General features: G+C 36.1%; 16 protein-coding genes and 1 tRNA gene. 12 read left to right on the top strand and 5 right to left on the bottom strand.

Going from position 1 to position 26687, the window contains the following annotated elements:
• The first annotated feature begins 471 nt into the window (after positions 1–471).
• The 3 genes from AC4IF5_RS02900 to AC4IF5_RS02890 all read left to right on the top strand — a co-directional run bounded on the left by AC4IF5_RS02900 (position 472) and on the right by AC4IF5_RS02890 (position 5372).
• A complete protein-coding gene (locus AC4IF5_RS02900; protein ID WP_490731511.1) occupies positions 472–1479 on the top strand; it encodes an OmpA family protein in 1008 nt (335 codons plus the stop codon).
• 451 nt (positions 1480–1930) lie between these two features.
• Complete coding sequence (locus tag AC4IF5_RS02895) at positions 1931–4426, top strand: hypothetical protein (protein ID WP_490731509.1); 2496 nt, start codon at positions 1931–1933, stop codon at positions 4424–4426.
• Positions 4419–5372, top strand: coding sequence for a hypothetical protein (locus AC4IF5_RS02890; protein ID WP_490731507.1), 954 nt, complete (start codon positions 4419–4421; stop codon positions 5370–5372). The genes AC4IF5_RS02895 and AC4IF5_RS02890 overlap by 8 nt, the downstream gene beginning before the upstream one ends.
• Before the next feature lie 36 nt (positions 5373–5408).
• On the opposite strand, the gene AC4IF5_RS02885 is transcribed toward AC4IF5_RS02890, so the two are convergent.
• Positions 5409–5642 carry a helix-turn-helix domain-containing protein gene (locus tag AC4IF5_RS02885; RefSeq protein ID WP_490731506.1) on the bottom strand — a complete coding sequence of 78 codons (234 nt, stop codon included), beginning with the start codon at positions 5640–5642 and terminating at the stop codon, positions 5409–5411.
• Positions 5643–6300: 658 nt separating this feature from the next.
• On the opposite strand from AC4IF5_RS02885, the gene AC4IF5_RS02880 reads away from it, so the two are divergent.
• The 5 genes from AC4IF5_RS02880 to AC4IF5_RS02860 all read left to right on the top strand — a co-directional run bounded on the left by AC4IF5_RS02880 (position 6301) and on the right by AC4IF5_RS02860 (position 14240).
• Positions 6301–6864: a hypothetical protein gene (locus tag AC4IF5_RS02880; protein ID WP_490731504.1), complete on the top strand. Its 564-nt coding sequence runs from the start codon at positions 6301–6303 to the stop codon at positions 6862–6864.
• A gap of 924 nt (positions 6865–7788) precedes the next feature.
• Entirely contained in the window at positions 7789–8460 is a 672-nt protein-coding gene (locus AC4IF5_RS02875) for a hypothetical protein (RefSeq protein ID WP_490731502.1), read from the top strand.
• Between the two features lie 928 nt (positions 8461–9388).
• Positions 9389–11893: a PIG-L family deacetylase gene (locus AC4IF5_RS02870; protein WP_490731500.1), complete on the top strand. Its 2505-nt coding sequence runs from the start codon at positions 9389–9391 to the stop codon at positions 11891–11893.
• Between the two features lie 100 nt (positions 11894–11993).
• Positions 11994–13685, top strand: a complete 1692-nt coding sequence (locus tag AC4IF5_RS02865; RefSeq protein WP_490731498.1) for a sodium:solute symporter family protein — start codon at positions 11994–11996, stop codon at positions 13683–13685.
• Positions 13686–13721: 36 nt separating this feature from the next.
• The gene (locus tag AC4IF5_RS02860) at positions 13722–14240 is read left to right on the top strand and encodes a DUF2911 domain-containing protein (RefSeq protein ID WP_490731496.1); all 519 of its coding nucleotides are present in this window, start codon (positions 13722–13724) and stop codon (positions 14238–14240) included.
• 212 nt (positions 14241–14452) lie between these two features.
• Here AC4IF5_RS02860 and AC4IF5_RS02855 read toward each other — a convergent pair.
• A tRNA-Arg gene (locus tag AC4IF5_RS02855) sits at positions 14453–14526 on the bottom strand.
• Between the two features lie 59 nt (positions 14527–14585).
• On the opposite strand from AC4IF5_RS02855, the gene AC4IF5_RS02850 reads away from it, so the two are divergent.
• From AC4IF5_RS02850 to AC4IF5_RS02840, 3 genes are read left to right on the top strand one after another with little or no spacing between them, the layout of a single operon-like run.
• Positions 14586–15632 carry an ABC transporter substrate-binding protein gene (locus AC4IF5_RS02850; RefSeq protein ID WP_490731494.1) on the top strand — a complete coding sequence of 349 codons (1047 nt, stop codon included), beginning with the start codon at positions 14586–14588 and terminating at the stop codon, positions 15630–15632.
• Between the two features lie 43 nt (positions 15633–15675).
• Positions 15676–16320 carry a monofunctional biosynthetic peptidoglycan transglycosylase gene (gene mtgA, locus AC4IF5_RS02845; protein ID WP_490731493.1) on the top strand — a complete coding sequence of 215 codons (645 nt, stop codon included), beginning with the start codon at positions 15676–15678 and terminating at the stop codon, positions 16318–16320.
• A gap of 13 nt (positions 16321–16333) precedes the next feature.
• Positions 16334–18364: a recombinase gene (locus AC4IF5_RS02840; RefSeq protein ID WP_490731492.1), complete on the top strand. Its 2031-nt coding sequence runs from the start codon at positions 16334–16336 to the stop codon at positions 18362–18364.
• Positions 18365–18431: 67 nt separating this feature from the next.
• Here the strand turns inward: AC4IF5_RS02840 and AC4IF5_RS02835 are convergent, their stop codons facing one another.
• The 3 genes from AC4IF5_RS02835 to AC4IF5_RS02825 form a co-directional block, all read right to left on the bottom strand.
• Complete coding sequence (locus AC4IF5_RS02835) at positions 18432–18725, bottom strand: hypothetical protein (RefSeq protein WP_490731490.1); 294 nt, start codon at positions 18723–18725, stop codon at positions 18432–18434.
• Positions 18726–18905: 180 nt separating this feature from the next.
• Positions 18906–19985, bottom strand: a complete 1080-nt coding sequence (recF, locus tag AC4IF5_RS02830) for a DNA replication/repair protein RecF (RefSeq protein WP_490731488.1) — start codon at positions 19983–19985, stop codon at positions 18906–18908.
• A 3-nt stretch (positions 19986–19988) separates the two neighbouring features.
• Positions 19989–20744 (bottom strand): UbiA prenyltransferase family protein, encoded by a 756-nt coding sequence (locus tag AC4IF5_RS02825; protein ID WP_490731486.1) that lies wholly within the window; start codon positions 20742–20744, stop codon positions 19989–19991.
• An 18-nt stretch (positions 20745–20762) separates the two neighbouring features.
• Here AC4IF5_RS02825 and AC4IF5_RS02820 point away from each other — a divergent pair, with 18 nt between their 5' ends.
• Positions 20763–26666: an alpha-2-macroglobulin family protein gene (locus tag AC4IF5_RS02820; RefSeq protein WP_490731484.1), complete on the top strand. Its 5904-nt coding sequence runs from the start codon at positions 20763–20765 to the stop codon at positions 26664–26666.
• Positions 26667–26687 lie beyond the last annotated feature (21 nt).

Here is a 26687-nt window from a genome sequence, read left to right as displayed (position 1 = left end):
CACAGATGATTGAGAATAATTTTTACCTGGCTATCAACATTCAAACAAAAAAATCTTTGATTTTTTTTAAACTTAAGTGCTCTTCTCAACATTTAGCATGTTACTAAAATAAACTAAAGTGTCTAAAAGCTTTTGTGTCTTTTATGGTGTAATAAAAAGTTTAAACAGATTTAAGCTCATGAGGATATACCTGAATGATTAGATAAATTAAAGTTATAGATTATCTGCTGTGCAAAGCCTCCCGATTTTGAGCTGGTAAAAATAAGATTATTTCCTTTAAACTTACTGCAAAGTCAGTAGATTTCGGGTTTTCACATTCACATTTTATTTGTAAGTTAGTGTCGCAAAAATAATACAGGATAAAAATATACCGGACGATTTTGATGCAGATGTTGATGAAGAAGGATTTGTGCTGTTTTATCTCTCCTTATTTAAAAGAATTTTATACACCAAAAAACTAAATTTATTAAAATGAAGAAGACACTGATTATTCTATCAATGGGCGCTTTGCTTGCTGCTTGTAACAAAAAGTCTGAACAAAAAACAGATTCTGCACAGGATACTGTCGCCATAGAAAATACTACAGCTACAGAAAAATCTTCAGAAGGAACAACTCAATTTGATATCAATTCCGTACCGGTTTCCACCGCTGAAGTGGGTGATTTTCCCTTTTTCAGTTTTCCCAAAGGGCTGGAATTCCAAAACAAACCGGTACAAAGAAGTTATGACATGCTGTTTTTTCCACTTAACGGCGTAATGACACCGGTAGAAGGAAAAGTGTGGAAAACCTATGTAGTAAATGAGAAAAGTAATAAAGAAGAGTGGTCATTGCCCTATTTTTTGAAAAGCTATGATGACGTTATTACAAAAGTGGGTGGCGTAAAAATATTTGATGGTAAAGTTTCTCAGCAAGAGCTTGACAGAATAAAACCGGATGCCAAATACTTTGGAGAAGAAGGCTCCATAGATTATTGGAATGAACCCGTAAAAGTATATGTTATAAGAAGGCCAAATGGCGATGATATTTATATTCAGCTCTATGGAAATACTTCGACCGGAGGAATACAAATTCTACAGAAAGCCCCGTTTGAGCAAACGATTTCGATACTAAAATCTGATGAAATAAAAAAAGCATTGGATGCAACAGGCAAGGCCGTATTGCATATTAATTTTGATACAGACAAAGCGAGCTTACAACCCGATGGCAAAACAGCGGTAGATGAAATAACAAAAGTTCTGAAAAGCGACACCCATCTGAAACTTGCTATTAACGGATATACAGATAACAGCGGAAATGATGCCCATAATATCCAACTCTCAAAAGACCGTGCTACAGCCGTATTGAATGCTATCATCACTTCAGGTATCGATCAATCAAGACTTTCAGCAGAGGGCTTCGGCAGCAAAAATCCGATTGCAGATAATAGTTCTGAAGAAGGGAAGGCGCAAAACCGTAGAGTAGAGCTGGTAAAAAAATAATGCAAATCCTACAAGAATAGAGAACTGTAGGTTGTTTTGTTTAAAAAATCCCAACGAAAGCTGGGATTTTTTTGTTTTCATTTTTGATGTATAAAGTTTTCTGACTTTGAGCTGGTGAATAAAGTCATTTTCTTTAAAATTGCTCCGAAGTCGGGAGACTTCGGAGAACAGAGAACAATCACCAGCAGATGGAAGTGGAAAAGTTTCTGAAGAAAACTGAGGGGTTGGTAATGGTTAGTAATTAAGTTTTTTGCTGTGGTTTGATTGAAATGAAAAAAAACAAAGTTGAGATTTAGTAGAATAAGAGAGCTGGTAAATCTATATATTAAATTGACAAATATTATTTATTCTATAATTATTTAAATTATAATTCGACCAGATATCATGTTTTTATTAAATTTAATCATTTCTTAAAAAGATTATATTAATACATAAAAACATAATAACCAAAATGAGTTTTAAGATTATAGGTGTACAGCCTTTAAAAGGCTGTAGTGATAATATATTAAAAAATTTATCACCAGACTTGTTCTATCCTTTTGATAATGCCTATCTGTTTGATAGTAAAGCAAAGAAAGTGTCAAAAAAAGAAAAAAAGCAAATTCCTGAAAATTTTTTCTTTTCCACAAAAAAGGATTCCACATTAGAGAAAATTAATGTTCAGGCTATTGTGGGGAAAAATGGAAAAGGAAAAAGTTCTATTGTCGAGCTTATAATTAGGATTTTAAATAATTTTTATAAGCAATATAAGATTGGTAAAGTTACAGAAAAATTAATATTTGCAGAAGGTTTATTTGCTAATTTGTTTTTTGAAGTTAATGGGAAGACATGTAAAATTCATGTCGATTCTCGAAGAATCAAGAAAAGCGGTGAAAATTATTCTATAACAGCAAAATTTTTTGAACAGGATAATCTTATTTATGATTCAACAAAAGAAGCTAATACTGATATATACAGAGAAGAAATTATTAATCTGGAAGATTTGTTTTTTACAATGTATGTAAACTATTCATTATATGGTCTGGACGATGGTGATTATACTAATGAGTGTATTTACATCGAAGAACCAAGTGCTAAAAATGTTGAGGTAAATAAAGAATCTTGGCTGACACAAATTTTTCATAAGAATGATGGTTATCAAACACCCATAGTCTTGCATCCTTTTAGAGAAATGGGACAAGTTAATATCAGAAATGAAAAATATTTAGTTAGTCAGAGACTACTTAGTATAATATTAGATGAAGTCAATAATAAATTTCATTTAACGGAAGATCTTGTTGCTGATAAAATTAATATAACTTTTAAAGAAAAAGATGCATTGGAAGAATATTTAGATAAAATAATAACCCCTAAACAAGTTGAAGTTAGTAAGTATCGTAAAGTTGAAAGTTTTTTAATTTCAAACCATTCTAAAGTCAGTAAAAAACAAACGATAGAGTTAATAGATCAATATTATAATTTTCTACAGGAAAATAAACAATTATTATTTAAGTTTAAAGGAATTATTAAGAAGAAAAAAATACGTCCTTTTTCAATTAAAGATATGCTTACATATTCTGATGTGACTTTAATAAACCTTGCAAATTTTAGCAGACTACTTACCGAAGATTCTTCATATCTAGATTTTGATTTCAAATCAATCTATAATAACTTAATGAGGCAAGTTAAAGATGATGTAGTAAAGAATAAAATGAGATATATTATTAAGGAAACAGGAGATTTTAATTTTTTCACATACAATCTATTTCAGATTCTTACTATCTACTTCAATTTTTGGAAAAATCATTTTAAGCTAATTGATGATAATATTTTTAAATATAAAAAGTATAATTTAGAAAAATCTCTTTTTTATTATTGTTTAGTAAAGAGTTACAAATCTATTACTTATCCAAAATACAATGTCTATAATAGGGTTGATACGATTATTCCTTTTGCAGCTAAGTTACGTTTAGACGATAAAAATTCCATTGAACCGCATTCTGAGTTTTTGGCTAAAATCGTGAGTGTAGATAATTCTCATATTTCTCTAAAACTAAGGCAAGCTAAAAAAATACTAGAATTATCTATAAATAAACCACACAGTAAGCTAATTAAATTTTATAAAAAATTTGTTGAAAAAAATGGTTTTGCCGATATAGAAGAACTTAACAAATATATTAATGAAGCAATAGAAGATGATAAAAGTACAGATAGATTAACTTATTTACCACCTAGAATTTTCCAAACAGATATTTTCTTGAAGTCACTATCTTCTGGTGATACAGATATTAATATCAATAAATTGAGTTCTGGTGAATATCAAAAAAACTCAATTGTTAGCTCAATCATATATCATTTGAAAAATATTGATTCAGTTCAATACGAGGCAAAATCTAAAATGAAAGCCATATCAGCTATCAGTATCTCTCCCACATATAATTTTAAAAACATAAATATATTTCTAGACGAAATAGAACTCTACTTTCATCCTGAATATCAGCGAGAATTTATCAACGATTTACTTGTTCAATTGTCAAATATTAAGTTTAAAAATATCAAAAATATTAATTTTCTTTTTATCACACATTCACCTTTTATTCTTTCAGATATACCACAGCAGAATATATTGTTTTTAAATGATAGTGCAAAACCAGAAAATTTAGGGGAATCATATAATACATTTGGTGGCAATATACACGATTTATTGGCTCATAATTTCTTTTTGAAAAATGGAGTAATAGGTGCTTTTGCTCTAGAAAAAATCAATAATATAATTGAGCAACTAAATGATGAAAATTTAAAAAAATATACTGAGAATGAAAAAGTCGATTTGCTTAAAAACATCCATCTCGTGGGCGAAACTTTCTTAAGAAATAAATTGCTAGACATATATTATACAAAATTTGACAAGCAGAAGCGTATAGAAGAATTAGAAGCAGAACTACAAAAATTGAAACAAGATGATTAAAATTAAACTTAATAATACAGCTGCAAATAAACATTTTTTAGCAATAAAGGATTTTCTTATGACGAGAATTGGTAATGTTCTCAAAAATGGTATAAAAAAGGATAATAGCCGAATAAGAGTAAATGGACAATTAAGGAATTATCTGCAATCATTGTTATTAGGAGATAATTTAAAAATTTTAATTACAGCACCTCCAGAATCTTTTCAAGGAATTATAAGTAGTTTAAAACACCTTTATCCAGAATTTTTCAATTCAAATAGTGAGTCTAGTATTCTTTTATATAACATCTTTGTTTCAAATTGTTATGATGATTCCAAAAAGTTTTCAAAATATAATTTTATTGCAGACATTAATATAGACACCTGTCCATATTGCAATCGAAACTATATATATTATTTGTCAAAAGATAAAAAAGTAAAACCTCAAATTGATCATTTTTATCCCAAAACAAAATATCCGTTTTTAGCAATGTCTTTTTACAATCTTATTCCAAGTTGTCAGACTTGCAATGGTTTAGAGGTAAAAGGAGAAAAAGACCCTATTCGGTTTGGTCTTAAAAATCCTTACTTATTTGAAAACGAAGATATGCAGTTTACATTTAAACCCATAACAAGTGGGATTCTTGGCTCTCTTTTAGATAGAAATTCTGTTAAGGTTGAATTTCAAAAACAAATTCCAGGGCATTTAGATGTTTTTAAATTGAAAGAGTTATATGAATTACATTCAGATCATGTGGTAGAATTAGTGATTAAAAGCAAAATCAAATATTCGGAGACATATAGGGATTATCTTAAGAAATATAGAGATAATGGACTTATGTTTAGTGAGAATGAGATAGATAGAATGATATTAGGAACTTATACAAATGTTGAGGAAATTCACAAAAGACCATTTTCAAAACTATATCAGGATATAGGATTGGAATTAGGTTTAATCAAGAAATAAATTAAAAATAAAATAATAACTGATAGCAGTCAGGATTTATTCATTTATAAGTTTAAAAAAATCAGATAAACTAATTTTTCTTGCTTCACACATTTTAAAAAGTGTTTCAACAGGTATTCTGTAAGTTTCTTCACTTTTAATTTTTCTAATAGTACTTTCTTCAACACCATGATTTTTGGCAAAAGAAGTTTGTGACTTGCCTTCTTGAAGCCAAGGTATTAACCAGTTTTTTGTAATGTATGAGCAAATTTTTTCGTTTATATCTGTCATATAAACAAATGAAATAATTAAATAATAAAAAATCACGGTCGATCGAACGTAATTAAAGTATTTTTACTACATTTGTAAAATAAGCTACAATAAAGTAGCTTTGCGATACTTCAAAGAAAAATAGAAGCTATTGCTTAGAATCTCGATTCGAAAACTGGTAATTTTAGTACACGAGACGATAAGCAGGAAGCTCACGACCTAGGCGTGGGCTCTCTTATCTGTGTACAAGGTATACCAGTACCCCGAATCGGATATTGTAGAGTCCCATGCCGTTTTTATTTTATGCTGTTCTGCTTTTCTACAATCATCTTTTTCTAAGCTGCTTCACCATATAAAGTATCATGATAGGGTACAGTGGAGTGTACAATCCATTGCGGCTTCAGGGCTTTCACGGGAACACAGATTTTATTTCTATTCATCATTTACAACAAAACTCAGCGTACATCGGTAGGCTGGTGGTTGCATGCATTCTAAAAATACAAACTCGTGAAAAAAATAAACCATTAAGAAGAATGAAGATTTTAAGGAAAGTTAAGATCCATCAAAGATGGATAAAGCAGTTCGCTTAAAATATAGCTTCAGTTATGGCCTTAATAATTCTTAAACCCTTAAAACTCTTAACGGTTCAGAAAAATTTCAAAAATAAAAAATACAAACAATGAAAAAGATAAAAACAGATTTTGATACCCGGTTTCGGGCAGGTAAGAAGCGCTCCGGGCTGCAGCTGATGGAAACTTTCTTTCAGTTCAATGAGCTGGATGTTTCCAAAGAAATTCTCAGCAACATGATGAATTATGCGGTAAAGAAGAATAGCTGGATCAATGAAGATCCGGCGGTCATTTTCCAGTTTCATCAGTCGATGCGGTCGTTGATCCGGGCAGGCTATCTCATCATGCTGAAGGAAAGGAAATGGACGGTCGATACACGGCCGGAAAAGATTTCCCCGTGGGTTCTTGGCCTGCTTTCGGAGAAGGAATACCGGAATCCTCTGCTGGTTTTCAAAAAAGCATTCAGGGAATACACCCTCAAAGAATTTGATTATTTTATGTCCGGAATCGTTTATTTCTCAATGGGCGTCTATGACAATCTACCGGAAAGGAATATCGTTATGCCCTACATCCATACAGTTAAAATGCTGGATGCAGCACACCTTATTCTTCAAAGAAAGAGAGAAAAGAAGACGGCTGACACCAATCAGAATAAGAAGGTTGAGCGTAAATAAAAGGTTGGGAGTTGTGAATACAGATCTCTCCTATATTTTGTTTAAGATAAATCACAAACCAATTCTGTATTCTGTTTATATCTCCGTGATGCCTGTAAATTAACTTAGGAAACTATATCTTTAAATGTACTGAATTAAAAAATAAAAAAATATTTGTTTTAGAGCTTGTTTAAATTTTATTTGAAAAAAATGTATATGTGATTATCAAACTTTTGCGCCTCCTTTGTGGTTGAAAAATTTTCCCACAGATTACACGGATTTCACAGATGCTTGTGAGTATTTTTTCTCTCGCTGATTTTGCGCACAGATTTTATGGATGGACTAAACCTTATAGGTTTTAATATACATGAGTTTTAAAACCTATAAGGTTTGATCTGACAATTCCCCAAAGATCTCAGATTCTTATGTGTAAAAAATCTGCTCAATCTGCGGCATCTGCGAGAGCAATTGAAATCTTTTTAAAGATGTGATAACGATTTGAGTGCTATACAAAATCAAATTTAGAAATTTTAAGCTCTTATAATTAATCTGGTTTATGGGTATAAGAAGTAGAATTAACATTTTTGTAAAATATAATCGGACACATCCACGTATATGATGCCATAATTTTGTCTATATTTAGAAGAAGCATATTAACCTCAGTTCGGAATAAGAATTTTTGAGTTATAGAAGTTGGAAGCTGGGAGATGGAGGCTAGAAGTTACTTTTAGTTAAAGATACTGAAAGCCCCTGTAAAATCAAATTAGCTGAAAAAAGATGGCAACCTATTATTGATGACCTTCAGAACTTCCTTCTTCCATCTCCCAGCTTCCAACCTTTTATATTCCCGAATTCAGGTTATATATGTGTACGAATGTTTAAAAATGGCTTGTGTTTGTATTTTGCACTCTAAAGCATGCCATAAATATGATATAAAAAAAGACAATGCCAATAAACCAAATCCCTCCGGACGGAGGCATGTTATATAAAGAAACAGATATGGTTCAGTTTTTCCCTGAGCCATTCAATGCAATAACTGCTCTGTTATTTTTAGCCTTAGCTATTTTTTGGACCATTAAAATGAAGGGTAATTTTAAAGAATATCCTTTTTTAGCATACTGCTTAATTTTATTATATATTGGTGCCATAGGAGGAACTATTTATCATTCATTCAGACAATGGCCGGTATTTATCATGATGGATTGGATGCCCATTATGTTGCTCTGTTTGTCTGCCGGGTTTTATTTTGTAGCTCAGAGCACCAGATGGTACTATGCTGTTTTAATGGTTCTTGTATATCTGATATTGATGTTGGGTTTAAGAAATTGGATTTTGGTAGATAACACTTCTCTCTTTATCAACATAAATTATGCAATCATGGCTTCATTTGTGCTTTTTTCGGTATTACGTTATTTAATCTATACCCAATGGAAAGCTGGCAAATGGGTAGGCTTTGCTTTATTGTCGTTTGCTCTCGCACTCACTTTCCGCATCGTTGATAAATGGGAATGGTTGAGTTTCGGAACGCACTTTTTATGGCATACTTTTGGGGCGGTAGCAACATTTTGTATGTTTAATTATATCTATCTTACGCGGGATAAAATTAGAAAAACATAAGAACCTGTTTAAATTTTATTTGAAGATTATCAAACCTCTGGTTCCTTTTAACTTCGTCGAGCCCTGGGTTTGTGATTAAAAGAATTTCCCACAGATTACACAGATATGCACAGATGTTTGTGGACATTTTTCTCTCGCTGATTTTGCAGATGACGCTGATTTTATAAAGGGACTAAACCTTATAGGTTTTTAGTATACATAAGCTCTAAAACCTATAAGGTTTGATCCGATAATTTCCAAAAGATCTCAGAATTCTTATGAGTAAAAATCTACTCAATCTGCGGCATCTGCGAGAATAATAGAAATCTTTGATTTCTTTAAGACTTTAGTGTTCTTTTCAGCGCAAGATTATTTTCAGCGTAAGATTTGAATGGTATACAAAAAATCAAATTTAAACAGGCTCTAAGTAGTTTTTATTTTCTTTGAAACTCTAATTTATACATAAAGTCTGTTTAAAATTAACTACAAAAGTCACAAAAGCTTTTTAGACACTTTAGTTTATTTTAGTAACAAGCTAAATGTTGAGAAGAGCACTTAAGTTAAAAAAAAATCAAAGATTTTTTTGTTTGAATGTTGATCGGCGAGTAAAAATTATTCTCAATCATCTGTGCATATCTGTGTAATCTGTGGGAAAATCTTAGTCACAAAGGTTTTTATTTTTTTACACTTTAATATACTTTAGAAAGTTTAAGGAAATACCGCACAATTAAGTTCACATAAGATGAAAATCTTTGATTCTCAACAAAACTTTAGTGTACTTCTTATACACAAAGTATATAACTTAACTAGCTTAAGTGTTTAAAAATCTTTTGTACCTTTTGTGGCTTAATAAAAAAGTTTAAACAGTTTTTTTGTGAAATTCAGAGTCTGATTCTTTTAAGGTTGAAAGAAAGATGATTTACTTATATTTGTCGCAAAGCAAATTTAAATGTTCAAAAAAGTAAGCACTGTATTTATTCTTGGCTTTTATATGGTTTTTTGTTCAGCTCAGCAGGTTCGGCCCTCCAAATCATCTGAAATTTACCGTGAACTCAAAACCCTTAAACAGCTGCCTAAAGTTTTATACCTTGCGGCTCATCCCGATGATGAAAATACAGGATTGCTCTCCTGGCTAATCAACGACCAAAATGTAGAAACGGGCTATTTGTCTTTAACCAGAGGTGATGGTGGTCAGAATTTATTAGGCACAGAGCAGGGTGCTGCATTGGGTTTAATCAGAACGCATGAGCTTTTAGAGGCAAGAAAGTTAGACGGTGCCCAACAGTTTTTTACCCGGGCGATTGATTTCGGGTTCTCTAAAAATACAACCGATACCTTTAAACAATGGGATGAGGATAGCATTATAGCTGATGTAGTTTGGGTAATCCGTAAATTCCGTCCGGATGTTATCATTTGTCGTTTTCCTCCTACTGCTGCGGCAGGCCACGGACAACATGCGGCTTCGGCCGTGGTTGCGGAAAAAGCTTTTAAGCTGGCAGGCGATAAAACTGCTTTCCCAAACCAACTAAAATATGTTAATGTATGGCAGCCAAAACGTGTATTATGGAATACTTTCCGCTTTGGTGGGGTCAATACGACCGCTGAAAATCAACTGAAAGTTACCGTTGGGCAATATGATGCGCAACTGGGAATGGGCTATGGTGAATTAGCAGGATTAAGCAGAAGCTTACATAAAAGCCAGGGTGCAGGAACACAGTCTGTAGCCGGCATCAGAACTGAATATTTTTCCCACGTTGTTGGTGAGCCTGCAAAAGCAACGCTTTTTGATGGAGTAGTTAAAACCTGGACCGCTAAAGGAAACGCTGATATTGATCAATCATTAGACAAAATTATTTCCGCTTTCAATTTCAATAATCCTGACCTGAGTTTACCTGCTTTGCTTGCTTTGCGAAAAAAGGTTGTGGCTCTTCAGGATGAAAACCTAAAAAGGGATAAAATTAAATCTCTTGACCATATCATTTTAAGCTGTGCCGGGTTTATGGGTGAGGTGGTTACCAATCAGGCTGAAGCGGTTGCCGGAGATCATTACAATTTCAGATTAAATTTGATTTCAAGAGCTGCAAATCCTGTCGTTTTAGAAAATGTAAAATGGTTAAGTCAGTCAGAAAGCTTCAACAGAAAGCTATCAAAAGATTCTTTAATTACCATTCAGCATGACATTCAGATTCCTGCAGATGCAGCACTTACAGAACCTTACTGGCTGGCAAAACCAGCCACGAACGCGGCAACTTTCTCTGTTCCGAATGATACTTTAGTCGGTTTGCCTGAAGCAGAAGCGCCACTGAATGTTTTGCTTGGTTTAAGAATCGGTTCGGAAAAGTTTCAGGTTAAGCTTCCTTTATCTTTCAAGAAATTAGACCCGGTGCGTGGTGATGTAGTAGAAGCCTTGCGCATTGTTCCTGCATTGGAACTGAAATTTACACAACCACTTTATCTGGTAAAAGAAAATGAAGATTTACATTTGAGTTTAAATGTTAAGGTTAATTCCGGCAAAAAGTTAAGCAATGGTAAAGTAAACCTGATGTATAACGGAGAGCGATTAGGCAGTACTAATATAAGTTCGCTCAATGGAAAAGATACTGCCATCGATTACGTTATTCCAAAAACGAAGCTTGCTGTAATACATTCATCTCGCTTGCAATTGGATGCCAATTTTGTTGCAGATGGAGTCACTTATAATAAAAAACAAGTATTAATTCAGTACCCGCATTTACCCTCCTTACAATATTTTGCGCCTGCCACGGTAACCGTAATGAAAGGCGATATTCAGACGAAAGTTAAAAAAGTGGGGTACATAGAAGGCGCGGGCGATTTCATTCCTGAGTTCCTGCGCATTGCAGGTATTCAGGTAGATGTTTTGAAGGACGAAGATTTTTATGGCAACTTAGATGAATCCGGCGGAAACGGTAGTCAAAAGAAGCTGTCGCAATATGATGCCATCGTATTGGGTGTCCGTGCCAACAATACAGAGAAAAAGCTGGGCCGCTGGATGCCTTTTTTATGGTCTTATGTAAAAGCTGGAGGTAATTTGGTGATGCAGTATAACACCAACCAGGATACAACCGTTGATAAATTGGGAATGTACAATTTCAGTATTGCTAATAAGCGTGTTACCGAAGAAAATGCTGCGGTTACGTTTTTAAATCCAAATCATAAATTACTGAACTTTCCGAATAAAATTACTGCGGATGATTTTAAAGGTTGGGTACAGGAGCGTGGCGCCTATTTCCCTGCTCAATGGGATGCAGCGTATGAACCGCTTTTTGAAATGCACGATACAGATGAAGAGCCGCTGCAGGGATCAACTTTATATGCCCAATACGGGAAGGGTAATTTTATTTATACACCGCTGGCATTTTTCAGACAGCTGCCTGCAGGAAATGTGGGTGCGGCACGTTTATTTTTTAACTTTTTATCTGCACAGAAAAACTGATGAACAAGCAACTTAAAAATTGGAATATCTGGTACATACTATTAGCGGTTGCGTTAGTATTGCAGATCGCATTTTATTATTGGTTTACTAAATTCTGGGCATGAGTAATATAGATTGGACAGTTCTCATTTTTACACTTTTTGCAGTGGTGGTTTACGGCGTATTTATCGGTCGTGGTCAAAAAAGCAACGAATCATACCTGAAAGCAGATAATAAAATGCCCTGGTACATTGTGTTGATAGGGATTATGGCTACGCAGGCAAGTGCGATTACATTTCTTTCAGCACCCGGTCAGGCTTATACGGATGGTATGCGTTTCGTTCAGTATTACTTTGGTTTGCCTTTGGCGATGATTGTGATCTGTATCACTTTCATCCCGATTTTTCAGCGCTTAAATGTGTACACCGCCTATGAATATTTAGAAAACCGTTTTGATAAAAAAACAAGGGTACTTACTTCACTGCTTTTTCTTTTTTCCAGGGGCTTATCAACAGGAATCAGCATTTACGCTCCGAGTATCATCTTATCAAGCGTTTTAAACTGGAATATTTACTTAACCAATGTTTTAACAGGCGGCATTCTGTTGATTTATACCTATGTTGGCGGTGCAAAAGCGATCGCTCACACCCAAAAATTACAGTTTCTCATTATTCTGGGAACAATGGCTTTTGCAGGTTATTTGCTTATTCAGAATATGCCGAATGGAATTGGTTTTAATGATGCCCTTTATCTGGCGGGGAAATCAGGAAAGCTTAATGTAATCACCACAGAATTCGATTGGAAAGATAAATACAATATTTGGAGCGGGCTGATTGGCGGTTTTTTTCTGGCGCTTTCTTACTTCGGTACGGACCAGAGTCAGGTCGGGAGGTATATTACAGCGAAAGACAATACCAATGCAAAAATGGGCTTGCTGTTGAACGGATTGGTTAAAATTCCGATGCAGTTTGCTATTCTCCTGATCGGTGCCCTGCTTTTCGCTTTCTTTTCTCTGAAACCGGCTCCGATTTATTTTAACGAACGTTCTTATCAATATTTAAAGGAAACAAAACCTGAACAGGCTGCGGTTTTTGAAAAAGAACATCAGGATTTACAAATAAAATTTAATGCAGAATCGAAAGAAATTTTAAAGCTGAAAGAAACTCATTCTCCCCAACTCAACAAAACAATTCAGGATTTTAAAAGCACACAAACCCAGGTAAAAGCGCTTCACGGCAGGGTAGAGGAAGCGATCAATCATTCAAACTATAATGCCGAGAAAACGGATACCAATTACATTTTCCTGTATTTCGTAAAAAATACCTTGCCTGTAGGGATGATCGGGTTACTGTTTGCCGTCATTTTTCTGGCCAGCTGGGGTTCCATTTCGGCAGCGCTGAATTCCCTTGCCGCCTGCTCATTAAAAGATGTTCATTTAATATTCAGAAAAGAAATTCCTGATGAGAAAACCGAGTTGAAGTATAGTCGCCTGCATACTTTGGCCTGGGGTATTTTCTCAATCTGTGTAGCCATGTTTGCTACCCAAATGGGTTCCCTTATTGAAGCGGTTAATGTATTAGGTTCTCTTTTCTACGGTCCGATATTGGGGATTTTTCTGGTCGCATTCTACTATAAAAAAATCACCGGCTCAAATGTATTTATTGCTGCAATATTATCAGAAATTGCGGTTATTGCCGTTTACCAGTTCGATATCGTTTCTTTTCTTTGGCTTAACGTAATTGGGGCAGCGGCGGTAATTATATTTTCAGCAATCGGGTTACTGTTTTATAAGCAGAAAGCAGTAAATTCGTAAACGAACAAAGTAAACATACAAACAAACAAAAATATTATGAAAACAATGATTAAATCTGTTACCGTACTTTTTGCTGCAATGACGCTTTCAGTGAATGCCTTTGCACAGGATACTAAAAAACCTGCCAGCCCTCCGGCTACTGCAACGGGAAAAATTAAAGATGCAACCATTACAATTGCCTATAGCAGTCCTTCTGTTAAAGGGCGTACAATCTGGGGTGGTTTAGAAGCTTATGATAAAGTTTGGCGTGCGGGTGCCAATGAAGCAACAACTTTCGAAACGGATAAAAACATTACCGTTCAGGGTAAACCGTTGCCTGCAGGTAAATATAGCTTTTTCCTGATCCCTAAAGAAAGCGGAACCTGGACTGCGATTTTTAACAAAGAGCCAAAACAATGGGGTGCTTATAAATACGAAGAAGCTAAAGATGCTTTACGTGTTGATGTAAAAACAAAAGCTTTACAAGCAACACAGGAAAATTTAGTTTATAAAATAAACAGTAATGGATTCACAATGGATTGGGATAAAATCTCAGTTCCTGTAGAGATCAAATAAATTTAAATATCAGAAATTAAAATCCCGTTAATCCGGGATTTTTTGTTTATTGTATCAAAGATTTCCATTGAAGCTTTCAGACTGTTTATTTAAAACAGACTAAGCATTTTACGCTTAAAATATTGAATACTAAATGTTAGATTATAAAAGTTGGATAAAGAGATGTTTATAGATAAAAAAAGAGACAGCTAATAAATAGTTGTCTCCTTAAGTGACCTCGACAGGATTCAAACCTGTAACCTTCTGAGCCGTAATCAGATGCGCTATTCAGTTGCGCCACGAGGCCGTCTGTTATCTTTTTGTTTAACGGTTGCAAATATACCACTTTTTTCCGTTCTTTGAAAGATGAAACAGAAAATTTTACTTTTATTAACGGTATTTTCGCTAATTGCCTGTAAAAGAGAATCAAAAAAATCGTCCTCAGATTGGACAAATATATCAGGTCGTACCCAGTTTAAGGAGCATGACGGGGTGCTGGAGCTGAAATCCGGAAATTTCACGTATAATTTTAAGCAAAGCCAGACGCCTTTTAAGAAAGTCATTCTCTTGAATGCAAGCATGGCGGGGTATATTTCTGAGCTTGCAGCGGAAGATCTGATCATAGGCGTTTCAAGTCCGGAGTATATTTATTCTGAAAAAATTCAAAGCTTGCTGAAAGAGGGGAAGATTCAAAATGTAGGAAGTGAGAAGAAATATGATGTGGAAAAGATCATTGCGATGAAACCGGATGCAGTTTTTACCAATTATATTGCAAGCTTTGACAATGCATACCAGCTGTTGAAGAATAATGGGATTCAGGTTGTGTTTCTGGATGAGTATATGGAACAGCAGCCATTGGAAAAAACGGCTTATATAAAGCTTTTCGGTGAGTTTTTTGGAAAAGAGAAGGAAGCGGTAGCCAAATATCAGGAAGTGGAGGAAAATTACAATGAACTGAAGAAGCTGGCATTGACTGCAAAAGAGAAACCTGTTGTCATGGCTAATGAAATGTATGGTGATGTATGGTATCTTCCGGGAGGGAACACCTCTGTAGCCCATTATATTGCCGATGCCAACGCTGCTTATATCATGAAGGACAATAAAGATGAAAAAGCTTTGACGATGAGCTTTGAAGAAGTCTATGCAAAAACGGGAGGCGTTCAGTATTGGGTGAATGCGGGAAGCCATACCTCCAAAAAAGAAATGCTGGGGACGAATCCTTTTTACGGAAAGCTGGATGTATTCAATAAAGGAAAAATATATACCATTGCAGGAAAAGAAAAGCTGAAAGCCAATGATTTCTTTGAAAGTGGTGTTGTAAGGGCAGATCTTATCCTGAAAGATTACATTAAGATCTTCCATCCTGAGCTTTTGCCGGACTATCAGCTTACCTATATGAAAGAGTTGCGGTAACTCGGACTATTTGCTTATTTTTGCTTCTCCTTTTTATAAAGTTATGTGGAAAAAAATTAAACAGCTTATCTTTATCATTCTTGTTCTGAATGTGGTTTTCATTATCTGGGGCAGATTTTTTAATCCACCTGTGACCATTACCCAGATAGGAGGACTTTTTGAATATGGAAAGCTGCACAGGGATTATATTTCCTATGATGAAATGGGAAATAATGTGAAAAAGGCGGTAATTGCCTCTGAGGACCAGAAATTCTTTGACCATAATGGTTTCGATTATACAGCGATTGAAAAAGCGATGAAGTATAATGAAAAAGGGAAAAAGATAAGAGGAGGAAGTACCATTTCACAGCAAACCGCAAAAAATGTCTTTCTCTGGCAGGGAAGAAGCTGGGTAAGAAAAGGACTGGAGGCGGTTTATACCTTCATTATCGAAAAAGTCTGGGGTAAAGATGTTATTCTTGAAAGATATCTGAATTCTATCGAAATGGGACAGGGCGTATTCGGTGTGGAAGCCGCGGCTCAATATTATTTCGGGAAATCTTCTAAGGATTTAAGTGCTTCAGATGCAGCATGGATTGCCGCAGTATTGCCTAATCCGAAAAAGTATGATCCCAAAAATCCGTCTCCTTATTTAACGAAGAAACACAATTGGATCATGAGACAGATGAGGAATGTGAGTTTGAAATAGTATCTTTGTACTAATGAAATTTTTTAATTCCAGCACAAATTTTGAGTCAGTTCTTAAAAAATACTTTTCTTTTAAGAACGAAACGCTCTCTTTAGAACCGTTTGCAGAGTTTTTGGAGAGTGTAAAAAAGGCAGACTTTACAGATGTGCTCAATTTCTTCAGAAATAATCCGGTTTTTGCTGAAAACTTTAAGCATTATATTCATAATATCTTTAAAGGAAGACCTTTCAATCTGTCTCTTACAGAAGCGAATATCCTTTCAGAAAATGCCTTCTTTCCAGAGCTTAAAAAAAGGGTTCTGAATAAGATCCTGCCGCCCGTTGAAAATGAGAAAACGGTATGGTATATGATCGATAATGTCAGTCTGAGACCTAAGAAAGACCTGAAATATTTACATAATCTTCCTGAGAATGAAATCAATGAATTTCTGACCATTTTAGACGCTTCAGATTTTATCATCAGACCCAATGTGAAAAAGGAGCTTATTTTCTCCATGAACATCCTGTCCTGGAGGGTTACAGGAATGGCTATGGAGGTCGAAGTCGTGAGAATGGCTCCGCAATACAGAAATCTGGACAATCCTTTTCTGGCCTTGCAGAATGAGCTGGAAACATTGGCGGAAGACCTTGTAAAAGATCCCGGAATGCAGCTGCACTCCAAAGACAGCAGATACAAGCAGATCAAAATCTATTCGGAACAATGCCTTGAGTTCGTGAATATTGCTTTTAAAAATTCCGCTAAATATGGTATTTCCGGAAAGATCAACCAAGCCTTGCTGAAGATCCGCCAGCAGACGGAAAGGATCTATGAAATTGTACAGCTGTTGGTGATCGATTCCGAAGAAGATGTATTGATCAAGTCTAAGCAGCTGGCCTTTAATATTCTGAGCTACAAATCCCATAAGAATAATATTGCGGACCTGATCAATGACAGTACGAGATTAATCTCTCACCTTATTACCAATCATACGGCAGAAGCCGGAACTCATTATATCACCTCCAACCGCAAAGAATATATGACCATGTTCTATAAGGCGAGTGGAGGAGGAATCATCGTTGGTGCTCTTTGTGTACTGAAAATGCTGTACGGTTATATTCCCGGGAGTGACTTTTCACACGCATTCCTGTATTCGATGAATTATGCGATGGGATTCGTTATGATCTATCTGATGGGATTCACCCTTGCCACTAAACAGCCGGCAATGACTGCCGCTACTATGACCAAGGTATTGTCTGAAGAAGGAAACAGCAAAAGAAATAATACCGAATTTGCCCATCTTGTCTCAAAACTATTCAGGAGTCAGTTTATTGCTTTTGTAGGGAATGTATTGCTTGCATTTCCGATTTCATTGGCGATTATTTACGGACTCGATGTATTTTTTTCACAGAACTTGGCCGTGGACAGATCCGATAAATTATTAAAAGACCTGGATCCTTTTAAATCCAAAGCCATTTTACATGCGAGTATTGCAGGTTTTTACCTCTTTATTTCAGGAATTATTTCGGGAAATATCGGAAACAACTCCGTATTTTATCAGATTCCGGAAAGAATTGCCAAAAACCTTTCGATCAGAAGCTTTTTTGGGAAAAAATTTGCAAAAGGACTTTCTAAATATTATGCTAAAAACTGGCCGGGAATCGTGTCGAATTTCTGGTTTGGGGTATTTCTGGGAGCAACGGCTCCGGTCGGAATGTTCTTTGGACTTGACCTTGATATCAGGCACATTACCTTTGCCGCGGGAAACTTCGCATTGGGACTTTATGGAAAAGACTTTTCAGTAGATTCTTATACCTTCTGGATATCTTTTGTGACGGTATTCCTGATAGGATTCTTTAATTTTCTGGTAAGTTTCAGTTTGTCAATGTTCCTGGCATTCCGCTCAAGAAAAATGAACTTCGGACAGGTAAGCGAGATCTATAGAGAAATCTTCAGGTATTTTGTAAAACATCCGCTGAAATTCTTCCTGCCGTTACGCTCAGGACTGGATAAAAAAGCAGATGACCTGATGAGCAATACAATTTCTAATAAATCAGAAGAACATTGATTAAAATAAAACGAGGCTGTCTTAAAAGTAGGACAGCCTCGTTTTATTAGGTAAACAGGCAGAAATTCTATAAGATCTGGAGATCATGAAACAGCTCCGTACCAAATTTATCCTGGAACTTCTTTAGATAAAAGCTTTTACGCATTTTAAAATCATGCTTCAGTAACGGAGAATCAATTTTAATAAGGATGCAGCCGTTCTCAAGATTGACACTTCTGATCTCTTTAAACAAGCTCTCATCAAGATAATCTTCAAGAAAGTCCTTGATCTCAAAGGCCACAAGTTTATCCTCAAAACCATAGATCCTGGCAAAAGATTTCACAAGTTCAGAGGATTGGTATTCACGCTTTTTCTTCTTCATAGCTGTGTTGTATGGTTCATGTTATGTTTGATTAGGGGGTCGAGGGTTTATAATATCTTTATGCTGCTATGATTGCTTATTCTCATTTGTATTGTTTGCATTAGGGAAGATAGAAAAACATTCCATTACACGCTAAACAATGATAATCAGGATTATACTTTATCACCAACTTGTATCTCATTATATCTCAAAGATAATGCTTTCTTCGTTGATTTTCTTCACGACACTTTCCGTACGTTCCCTATGGGTATCCGTAATGAATATCTGCCCGAAACTTTCTCTGTTCACCAGTTCAATCAGCTGTGAAACCCTGATGTCATCAAGCTTATCAAAAATGTCATCAAGCAGCAGGATAGGCGTTTTGTTGGTAAGTTCTTTGACCAGGCTCATCTGAGCAAGTTTAAGTGAAATAAGAAAGGATTTTTGCTGTCCCTGGGAGCCGATTTTCTTGATCAGAACACGGTCCATCTCAAAAAGAAGATCATCCTTATGGATTCCTTTTGAAGTATAGGTCAGCATACGATCTCTTTCCAGGCTTTCCTTTAAAAGCTCTTCAAAAGAGTTTTCAAGCAAATGAGATTCATAGATGACCGATACGGTTTCTTTTCCTCCCGAAATGATCTGATAAAAATTCTGAACAATAGGATTCAGTTGCTCCACAAACTCTTTTCTTTTCGTAAAGATCTTTGTTCCGAAACGGTTGATCGGATCATCATAAATTTCCAGTGAATCTTTATCCCAGGTTCTGTTTTTAGCAAAATACTTCAGTAATGCATTTCGCTGCTGGATCGTTTTCTGATATTGGATCAGGTCAAAAAGATATTCAGAATCTGTCTGGGAGATCATGGCGTCCAGAAACTTACGTCTGCTTTCCCCTGAATCTGAAATAAGATTGGAATCATAAGGAGAGATCATTACGCTGGGCAGATAGCCAATATGATCCGCAAGCCTGTCATAGCTTTTATCGTTCTTCTTGATGACCTTTTTAGCCTCCCGGGGTTGGGTGATCCTAATAATATCTTCACTGTCTTCATTCCGGATCTCGGCATCAATGGTAAAAAAGTCCTCTTCACTTTTGATATTGTTGAGATCTGTGTTGCCCAGGAAGCTTTTACCTACCGATAAATAATGCAGGGCATCCAGAATATTGGTCTTTCCCATACCGTTATTACCTACAAAACAGTTGATCTGCGGGGAGAATTCAAATTTTTTCTCTGAATGGTTCTTGAAATTGTAAAGGGAAAGCTTCTTGATAATCATTCGTCAAAAATACTCCATTATTAGTAAAAATAAAAAAGGAAGTGCTGAAGAAGTTTCTACCCCGAATGAAAAATAAGCGTCATCTCTTTTATTTTCAGCAAAATAAATAAAAATATAAGTGACGATGCCGGCCATAAAAAAAGCCAGGGCATACAAGGATTTAAGATAGAAAATACCGATCATATGGCTTATGAAAACCAGTGCATAGGCAATATATTTTGTTTTCTGTACGCCTATGAGCATGGGAAAGGTCTTTACGGTATCACTATTCATGTCCCGTATATCAAAAGGAAGTACCAAAGCAGTGATAAAGAAAAAGCTGATCAGAAAAATAGGGATGCTGAATTCAGGAAGGGTGAGCCAGCAATTGACCAGCGCCCATACCAGTCCCACATAGAATACTTTCAGGAGAGGGATTTTACGAATATAAACATCGAGAAAAAAACTGTTGTAAAGCAATCCTAACACAACAATAATGAACCATTTTAAGAGCCTGATCTCATTGTGATTGTGGATGATCAGGAAAGCGCAGACTATGCCCGCTACAGCATTCAGAACCAATATTTTGAGGAAATGCCGGGTATATTGATATTTAGTATACAGATAGCCACTGAAATAAGTAATAAAAATAAGAAGAACTGTAGGGAAACGGAATGTGTTTTGCTCTTTCATGAAAAATACTGCAAAAAGAGTTCCCATTAGTGAGACATAAAGCTGGCTGTCTATGACGGTTTTTTTCAGTATTTTTAAGATGTTCATTTATCAAAATTAATATATATGAAAAGATTTTCCAAGATTTTTATGCTTTTGCTTCTAATGCTGAGCTTTTCAACGGTCTTCGCCCAGAAATATTACGATGACCAATGGAAAAAAATTGTTGACAACAGAACAAAAGGAGCTTATAAATCTAATCTTCCCATTATTTTAGACATACAAAAGCAAGCCATGAAAGAAAACAATGCACTTCAGCTGATCCGTTCCCTGAAAGCGGAATTCAGTATTGTCAACCAAACGGTAGATGACGATCAGAATGATTCTGCCTCCAAATTTTTCAAAAAGCTTCAGGAAACGGAAGGAAAACTGAAAGGAGAGGACAAACTGGTGTATCAGGTTCTGATGAGTAATTTTTTCCTGGATTATTATAACCAGAATCTCTGGAAAATAAATGGCAGAACGAATCTAAACTCTCAGGATATTTCACAGATTGAAACCTGGAGCAAGCTTGACTTTAAAAACTACCTGAAGAAAATATATCAGGAACTTGACCTGCAGAAGCAGGAAATGAGAAAAGTTGCTTTGAAGAAATACAGCGCACTGTTCACTGAAAGTAAGGATATAGCTTTTTTCCCTGCATTATCTGACTGGTATTCGCTGAAAAAAATAGAATTCTTATCATCAGGTTTCCTTTTTACGAAAAATGAACTTGCTGAAAACCGTACGGAGATCAATACGATTTATGATGATCTGATTGTTCAGAATACCGGGAATCCGAAGCTGTATTTCATGAAGGAAAAACTGGCAAAAAACTGTGATGCCAATCTCTGCAAAGATAAGCTTGAGCAGCTTCAGGGCCTTTTGAAATCAGGTGAAGAAGGTGATTATAAAGTGATCATCATGGAAAATATTATGGATGAGCTTCTGGCTAAAAAGAAAGCTAAAGAAGCACTTGCAGTAGCAGCTCAGGCCAAAAGCCAATATCCGAAGTCTATTTATCTCATCAATATTAAAAATAAAGAGGAACAAATTACGAATCCTGTACTGAGCATTAAATATGAATCCCAGACGCAGAATAATATGCCTGTACATTTTGTGGCAGAATATAAAAATGTTCCGGAATTTTCTTTACATATTTACGAAGTAAAAGAGGACATAAATTCATTTATGCAATACGTGCAGAGTCCGTATAACAATACTTTTGGAAAGATAAAGAAAAGCCTGGTAAGAAAAGAAACCTACCGGCTTTCTGATCCCAAAGATTATCAGTCTCACAAAACATCACTGGAGATCAAACCTCTTCCGTCGGGAGTGTATATTGCAGAGTATGCTTTGGCAGGAACTGACATAAAAACGGATGATCCTTCACAGAGTTTTTATTTTTTAGTTTCCGGAAACAGAATCATCTATCAGTCTAAAACAGATAGAAATACACTTTCAAATGAGCTGAAGCTGGTCAACAGCGAAAACGGGAAACCGCTGGTCAATGAGAATCTTACCTTTTATGAGTTCGTTTCCAACAGGGCCTTAAATAAAATAGAGGGTAAAACAAACGAAAAAGGAGTTTTTAAGTTTCCTGCTACTGAGAGTAAAGACTACTACAGGTCTTTTCTGATTCAGCAGCCTAAGACCAATGACTTCCAGATTATGCAGGTATATGGTAACGGGACTTATGGTGAAGATTACAATCCGAACAAGCAAACCCGTACCACTGCACAGATCTTTACAGACAGGGCTATTTACCGTCCGGGGCAAACCGTTTATTTTAAAGTGATCAATACCAGAATAGAAAAAGAAGTGGAATCTGTACTTTCGGGACAGAAACAAAAGATCACGTTGCTGGACGCCAATAGCCAGGAAGTATCTTCACAGGATTTTACGACCAATGAGTTTGGTTCCTATCATGGCAGCTTTATTCTTCCCAAAGGAAAGCTGAACGGTGTTTTTTATCTCAGAACAGCCGGGGAACCACAGGGATACAAGGATATCAGGGTTGAGGAGTATAAAAGACCTAAGTTTGAAGTAACATTTGACCCTGTAAAAGATGAATATAAATATGGGCAGACCATAGAGCTGAAAGGTAAGGCTATGATGTTTTCCGGTGTTGCGCTAAGCAATACCACCGTGAATTACGAAATTAAGAAACGTAATATCAGATGGAGGTATTTCTGGTGGTATCCGCAGGATAATAGTAATGAGAATTCGATCCTGGGAGAAGCAAAAACCAATGAAAAAGGGGAGTTTGTGATCCGCCTGGACCTTAAAAAGGATGAAAAGCTGGAGGGAATACAGATCGATAATTATGAGATCAATGCTTCCGTTACAGATATTAATGGAGAAACACAATCTGCAGATACTCAGCTGAAAGTATCTTCAGTTTCTCATTATATCAAGGCGGCTGAAATCAAAAACGGATTCACTGATGAAAATGTAAAGCTAAAGGTAGAAACTAAGAATTATAACGAGCAGAATCTTAAAAAATCATACCAGGTCAAACTGTCAAAGCTGACGGCGCCTGACAGGGTTTTCAGAAATAACTTCCAGTCAGAAGTTCAGAACCTGCCGGAATATTCAAAAGAAGAGTTTATCCGTAAATTCCCGCATGATCTTTTTGATAAAAATGATGAGATCAAAAACTGGAAAACGGAGAAAGTACTTGTTGAAAGACAGCAGCAGCCATCAGCAGATAATGCTGGATCTTCAAATAATCTGGATCTTGGAAGATTGGAAGCAGGAGACTATCATCTGGAGCTGTTCAACATTGAAGGGAAAGATACGATCAGATCTTCTCAGTATTTCAGTGTTTGGGATAAGGGTTCTTTAAAACCTGCTCAAAAGACATTCCTGACAGTTATTGCCCCCAAAGAGGAGCTGTCAAGAGGTGAAAAAGCTAAAGTCTATGTGTTTTCCGCAGTCCCTGATGCTCTGATCAATGTTTTTGTACAGGACGGATCAGGAAAAACAATCTCAGAAACCCATTCTCTGAAAAAAGGGATATTGGAATATACTGCTGAGATCCCTAAAGATAAAAACGTATCTGACCTGAATCTTCAGTTTCAGATGGTGGCATTTAACGATGTCAATACACAGGCTGTTACTTTAAAAATAAAAGATACGGAGCGTCCTTTAAAGATAGAAACAGTTACTTTCAGAGATAAACTTGAACCTAATTCAAAAGAAAAATGGACTGTAAAAGTAACGGGAAATGATAAGGAAAAGATCAATGCCGAAGTATTGGCCAATATGTATGATATGTCTCTGGATCAGTTTGCCGTGAATAATTACAGCTGGAACAAGCTATATGCACCGTTTAGAAGAATTACTTCCTATGATATCAGAAATTACCTTCAGGGAAAAACATATCAGAAAAGAATGAGATATTTCAATGGTAACTATGTTGAGGTTCCTGAATTTAACTGGTTTGATGGGATCGACAGTATGGTTTTACAGGAAATGGTAGCAGGAAATGTAGAAGGTGTTAAAACAGCAGTCTATTCGGATCCGCCGCCACCACCGTCTACAGGAGCAAAGGCTAGTGTGATGATGAGGAAGGCTGTAACGGAAGATAGAATAAATGCTGCTTCGGCACCTATAGCAGCTGATGCTGACGGAGTTTCAGATCAGTCAGAACCAAAAGAAGATCTGGAAAAAGTTCCCGTACGTCAGAACCTGAACGAAACAGCATTCTTCTATCCCGATCTGAAAACCGATGCAGAAGGAAATGTAAATTTTGAATTTACCTCACCCGAAGCATTGACAAAATGGAAGCTGATGTTCCTTGCCCATACCAAAGATGCCAGAGCAGCAACCCTGGAAAAAGAGGTGGTAACCCAGAAAGAATTTTCGGTAACGCCTAATTATCCAAGATTTTTGAGGGAAGGAGACGAGCTGAACTTACAGTCCAAGCTATCAAACCTTACAGATAAGAAATTAAGCGGCTCAGCCGAATTGCAGATACTGGATGCATTTACGAATGAAAATATCTCTTCAAAATTTGGACTTATATCAGGAGTACAAAGCTTTAATTTAAATGAAAACGGAAACGGAGAGCTTACGTGGAAGCTGAAAGCTCCGAACAATATCTCTTCGATCATTTTAAAAATAGTGGCAAAAGCAGGAGCATACTCCGATGGTGAGCAACAGGCGATTGCGGTATTGCCAAACAGGATGCTGGTAACAGATGCCATTCCGGTTTTTGTGAAAGAAGGCGAAACGAAAACGTTTGTTCTGGATAACCTTAAGAATAATACCTCTGCAACGGCTTCTAATGTTTCCAACACATTGGAATTAACGACCAACCCGATCTGGGAAGTGATGTTTGCATTGCCAGGCCTGAAAAACGACCAGAATAATTCTGCCGATGTCATTTTCAACAAGTGGTTTGCTGATGTATTGGCTTCTGAAATATTTAAAGCCAATCCGAAAATGAAAACGGTTTTTGAAGAATATCAGAACAAAGGATTATTAAATTCAAATCTTGAAAAGAATCAGGAGCTGAAACAGCTGTTACTGGAGGAAACTCCTTGGGTGCTGGAAAGTAAAAATGAAGGAGAGCAAATGCAAAAACTGGCTTTACTGTTTGATGTCAATACGATGAGAAATTCTATCAGCCAGGATTGGGATGACTTCAGAAAGCTGCAGAACCCTGACGGAGGATTCTCATGGTATGCAGGCTATCCAAGTTCTTACGGAACGTCATTGTATATTCTTAAAAACTTAGGGAAGATCAATTCCTGGCTAAAAGAAAATGTAAAAGATTATCAAAGCGCAGATCAGAAAGAGCTGGTGACCAGGCTGATCCAGTATGTGGATAATGAAGTCAGCAAATATGCTGATGTGAAAACAACAAACATCTGGAATAACTGGACGCTTGATTATCTCGATACCCGGAATTACTGGGAAAAACAATATCCTTTGAAAGGAAAAGGCGCTTCGTTGAAAGCCCTGGTAAAACAAAAGGCAAAAACGGCGAAGATCACAGACTTTACCTTCTTCGGATTACACCGTGCCGCATTACTGATGAATGATTACGGACTGAATGATGTTTCTGCCAGGCTGATGACCTACCTTAAAGAAACTTCTACAGATACAAAAATCCAAGGTGTTTACTGGAAACAGAACCTGAATGACTGGGGATGGTTTGGCTCCAAAGTGGTGAATCATGCCGGAGCGTTGGAAGCATTCAATAAGCTGAGACCTGCTGATCAGAACTTTATTGAAGATATGAAGATCTGGCTGGTGACACAGAAAGAAGTGAATTCATGGGGAAGCTCAAGAGGTACTTCGGAAGTGATCTTTACGATATTAAATTCAGGAAAGTCATGGACCGGAGCAGAGAGTGATAAAGCTACTATTGTGTGGGGTGGAAAAGAGTTGGCTCCTCAAACACAGGCGACAGGCTATGTAAAATCTACCGTAAAAACAGATGTGGTAGATCAGAACCTGGCAACCGTTACCGTTACAAAACCTGGTCCCGGAATTGTGCAGGGAGGATTGTTCTGGCAGTATTATGAAGATCTGGATAAGATCAGGTCTTCAGAAAACTATATCTCTGTGACCAAAGAGCTTTATAAAAAAGTGAAAACGGTAAATGGAGAAGAGCTTCAGAAAATTTCCCCGGAAACGCTACTGAAGGTAGGAGATAAAGTAACGGTAAGAATGATCCTGAATACCGACAGAGCCATGGAATTTATTCATATCAAAGATATGCGTGCTGCAGGTTTTGAGCCCATAGACGCTTTATCAGGATACCAATGGAAAAATAATTTGGGATACTATCAGTCAACGAAAGATGCTTCTACCAATTTCTATATCCAGTACATGCCGAAAGGAAAGTATGTGTTTGAATATGATGTGGTTGCCAACGCATCCGGAAAGTTCTCCAATGGGATTACGACCATGCAGAATTACTATGCTCCGCAGATGAATGCGCACACAAAAGGAACGGGGATTCAGATTTTGGAATGATTTTTGGCTACAGGTAGTGAG

It is taken from the genome of Chryseobacterium sp. UF-290, assembly GCF_058245615.1.
Note: the sequence above shows the minus strand (reverse complement) of the source record. Positions and strands in the feature narration are given on the sequence as shown.

Coding starts and splice junctions, on each gene's coding strand:
- AC4IF5_RS02875 (WP_490731502.1), top strand. CDS start 7,789: ATGCCAATAAACCAAATCCCTCCGGACGGAGGCATGTTATATAAAGAA.
- mtgA (WP_490731493.1), top strand. CDS start 15,676: ATGTGGAAAAAAATTAAACAGCTTATCTTTATCATTCTTGTTCTGAAT.
- AC4IF5_RS02870 (WP_490731500.1), top strand. CDS start 9,389: ATGTTCAAAAAAGTAAGCACTGTATTTATTCTTGGCTTTTATATGGTT.
- AC4IF5_RS02895 (WP_490731509.1), top strand. CDS start 1,931: ATGAGTTTTAAGATTATAGGTGTACAGCCTTTAAAAGGCTGTAGTGAT.
- AC4IF5_RS02860 (WP_490731496.1), top strand. CDS start 13,722: ATGAAAACAATGATTAAATCTGTTACCGTACTTTTTGCTGCAATGACG.
- AC4IF5_RS02865 (WP_490731498.1), top strand. CDS start 11,994: ATGAGTAATATAGATTGGACAGTTCTCATTTTTACACTTTTTGCAGTG.
- AC4IF5_RS02880 (WP_490731504.1), top strand. CDS start 6,301: ATGAAAAAGATAAAAACAGATTTTGATACCCGGTTTCGGGCAGGTAAG.
- AC4IF5_RS02885 (WP_490731506.1), bottom strand. CDS start 5,642: ATGACAGATATAAACGAAAAAATTTGCTCATACATTACAAAAAACTGG.
- recF (WP_490731488.1), bottom strand. CDS start 19,985: ATGATTATCAAGAAGCTTTCCCTTTACAATTTCAAGAACCATTCAGAG.
- AC4IF5_RS02900 (WP_490731511.1), top strand. CDS start 472: ATGAAGAAGACACTGATTATTCTATCAATGGGCGCTTTGCTTGCTGCT.
- AC4IF5_RS02890 (WP_490731507.1), top strand. CDS start 4,419: ATGATTAAAATTAAACTTAATAATACAGCTGCAAATAAACATTTTTTA.
- AC4IF5_RS02850 (WP_490731494.1), top strand. CDS start 14,586: ATGAAACAGAAAATTTTACTTTTATTAACGGTATTTTCGCTAATTGCC.
- AC4IF5_RS02820 (WP_490731484.1), top strand. CDS start 20,763: ATGAAAAGATTTTCCAAGATTTTTATGCTTTTGCTTCTAATGCTGAGC.
- AC4IF5_RS02825 (WP_490731486.1), bottom strand. CDS start 20,744: ATGAACATCTTAAAAATACTGAAAAAAACCGTCATAGACAGCCAGCTT.
- AC4IF5_RS02835 (WP_490731490.1), bottom strand. CDS start 18,725: ATGAAGAAGAAAAAGCGTGAATACCAATCCTCTGAACTTGTGAAATCT.
- AC4IF5_RS02840 (WP_490731492.1), top strand. CDS start 16,334: ATGAAATTTTTTAATTCCAGCACAAATTTTGAGTCAGTTCTTAAAAAA.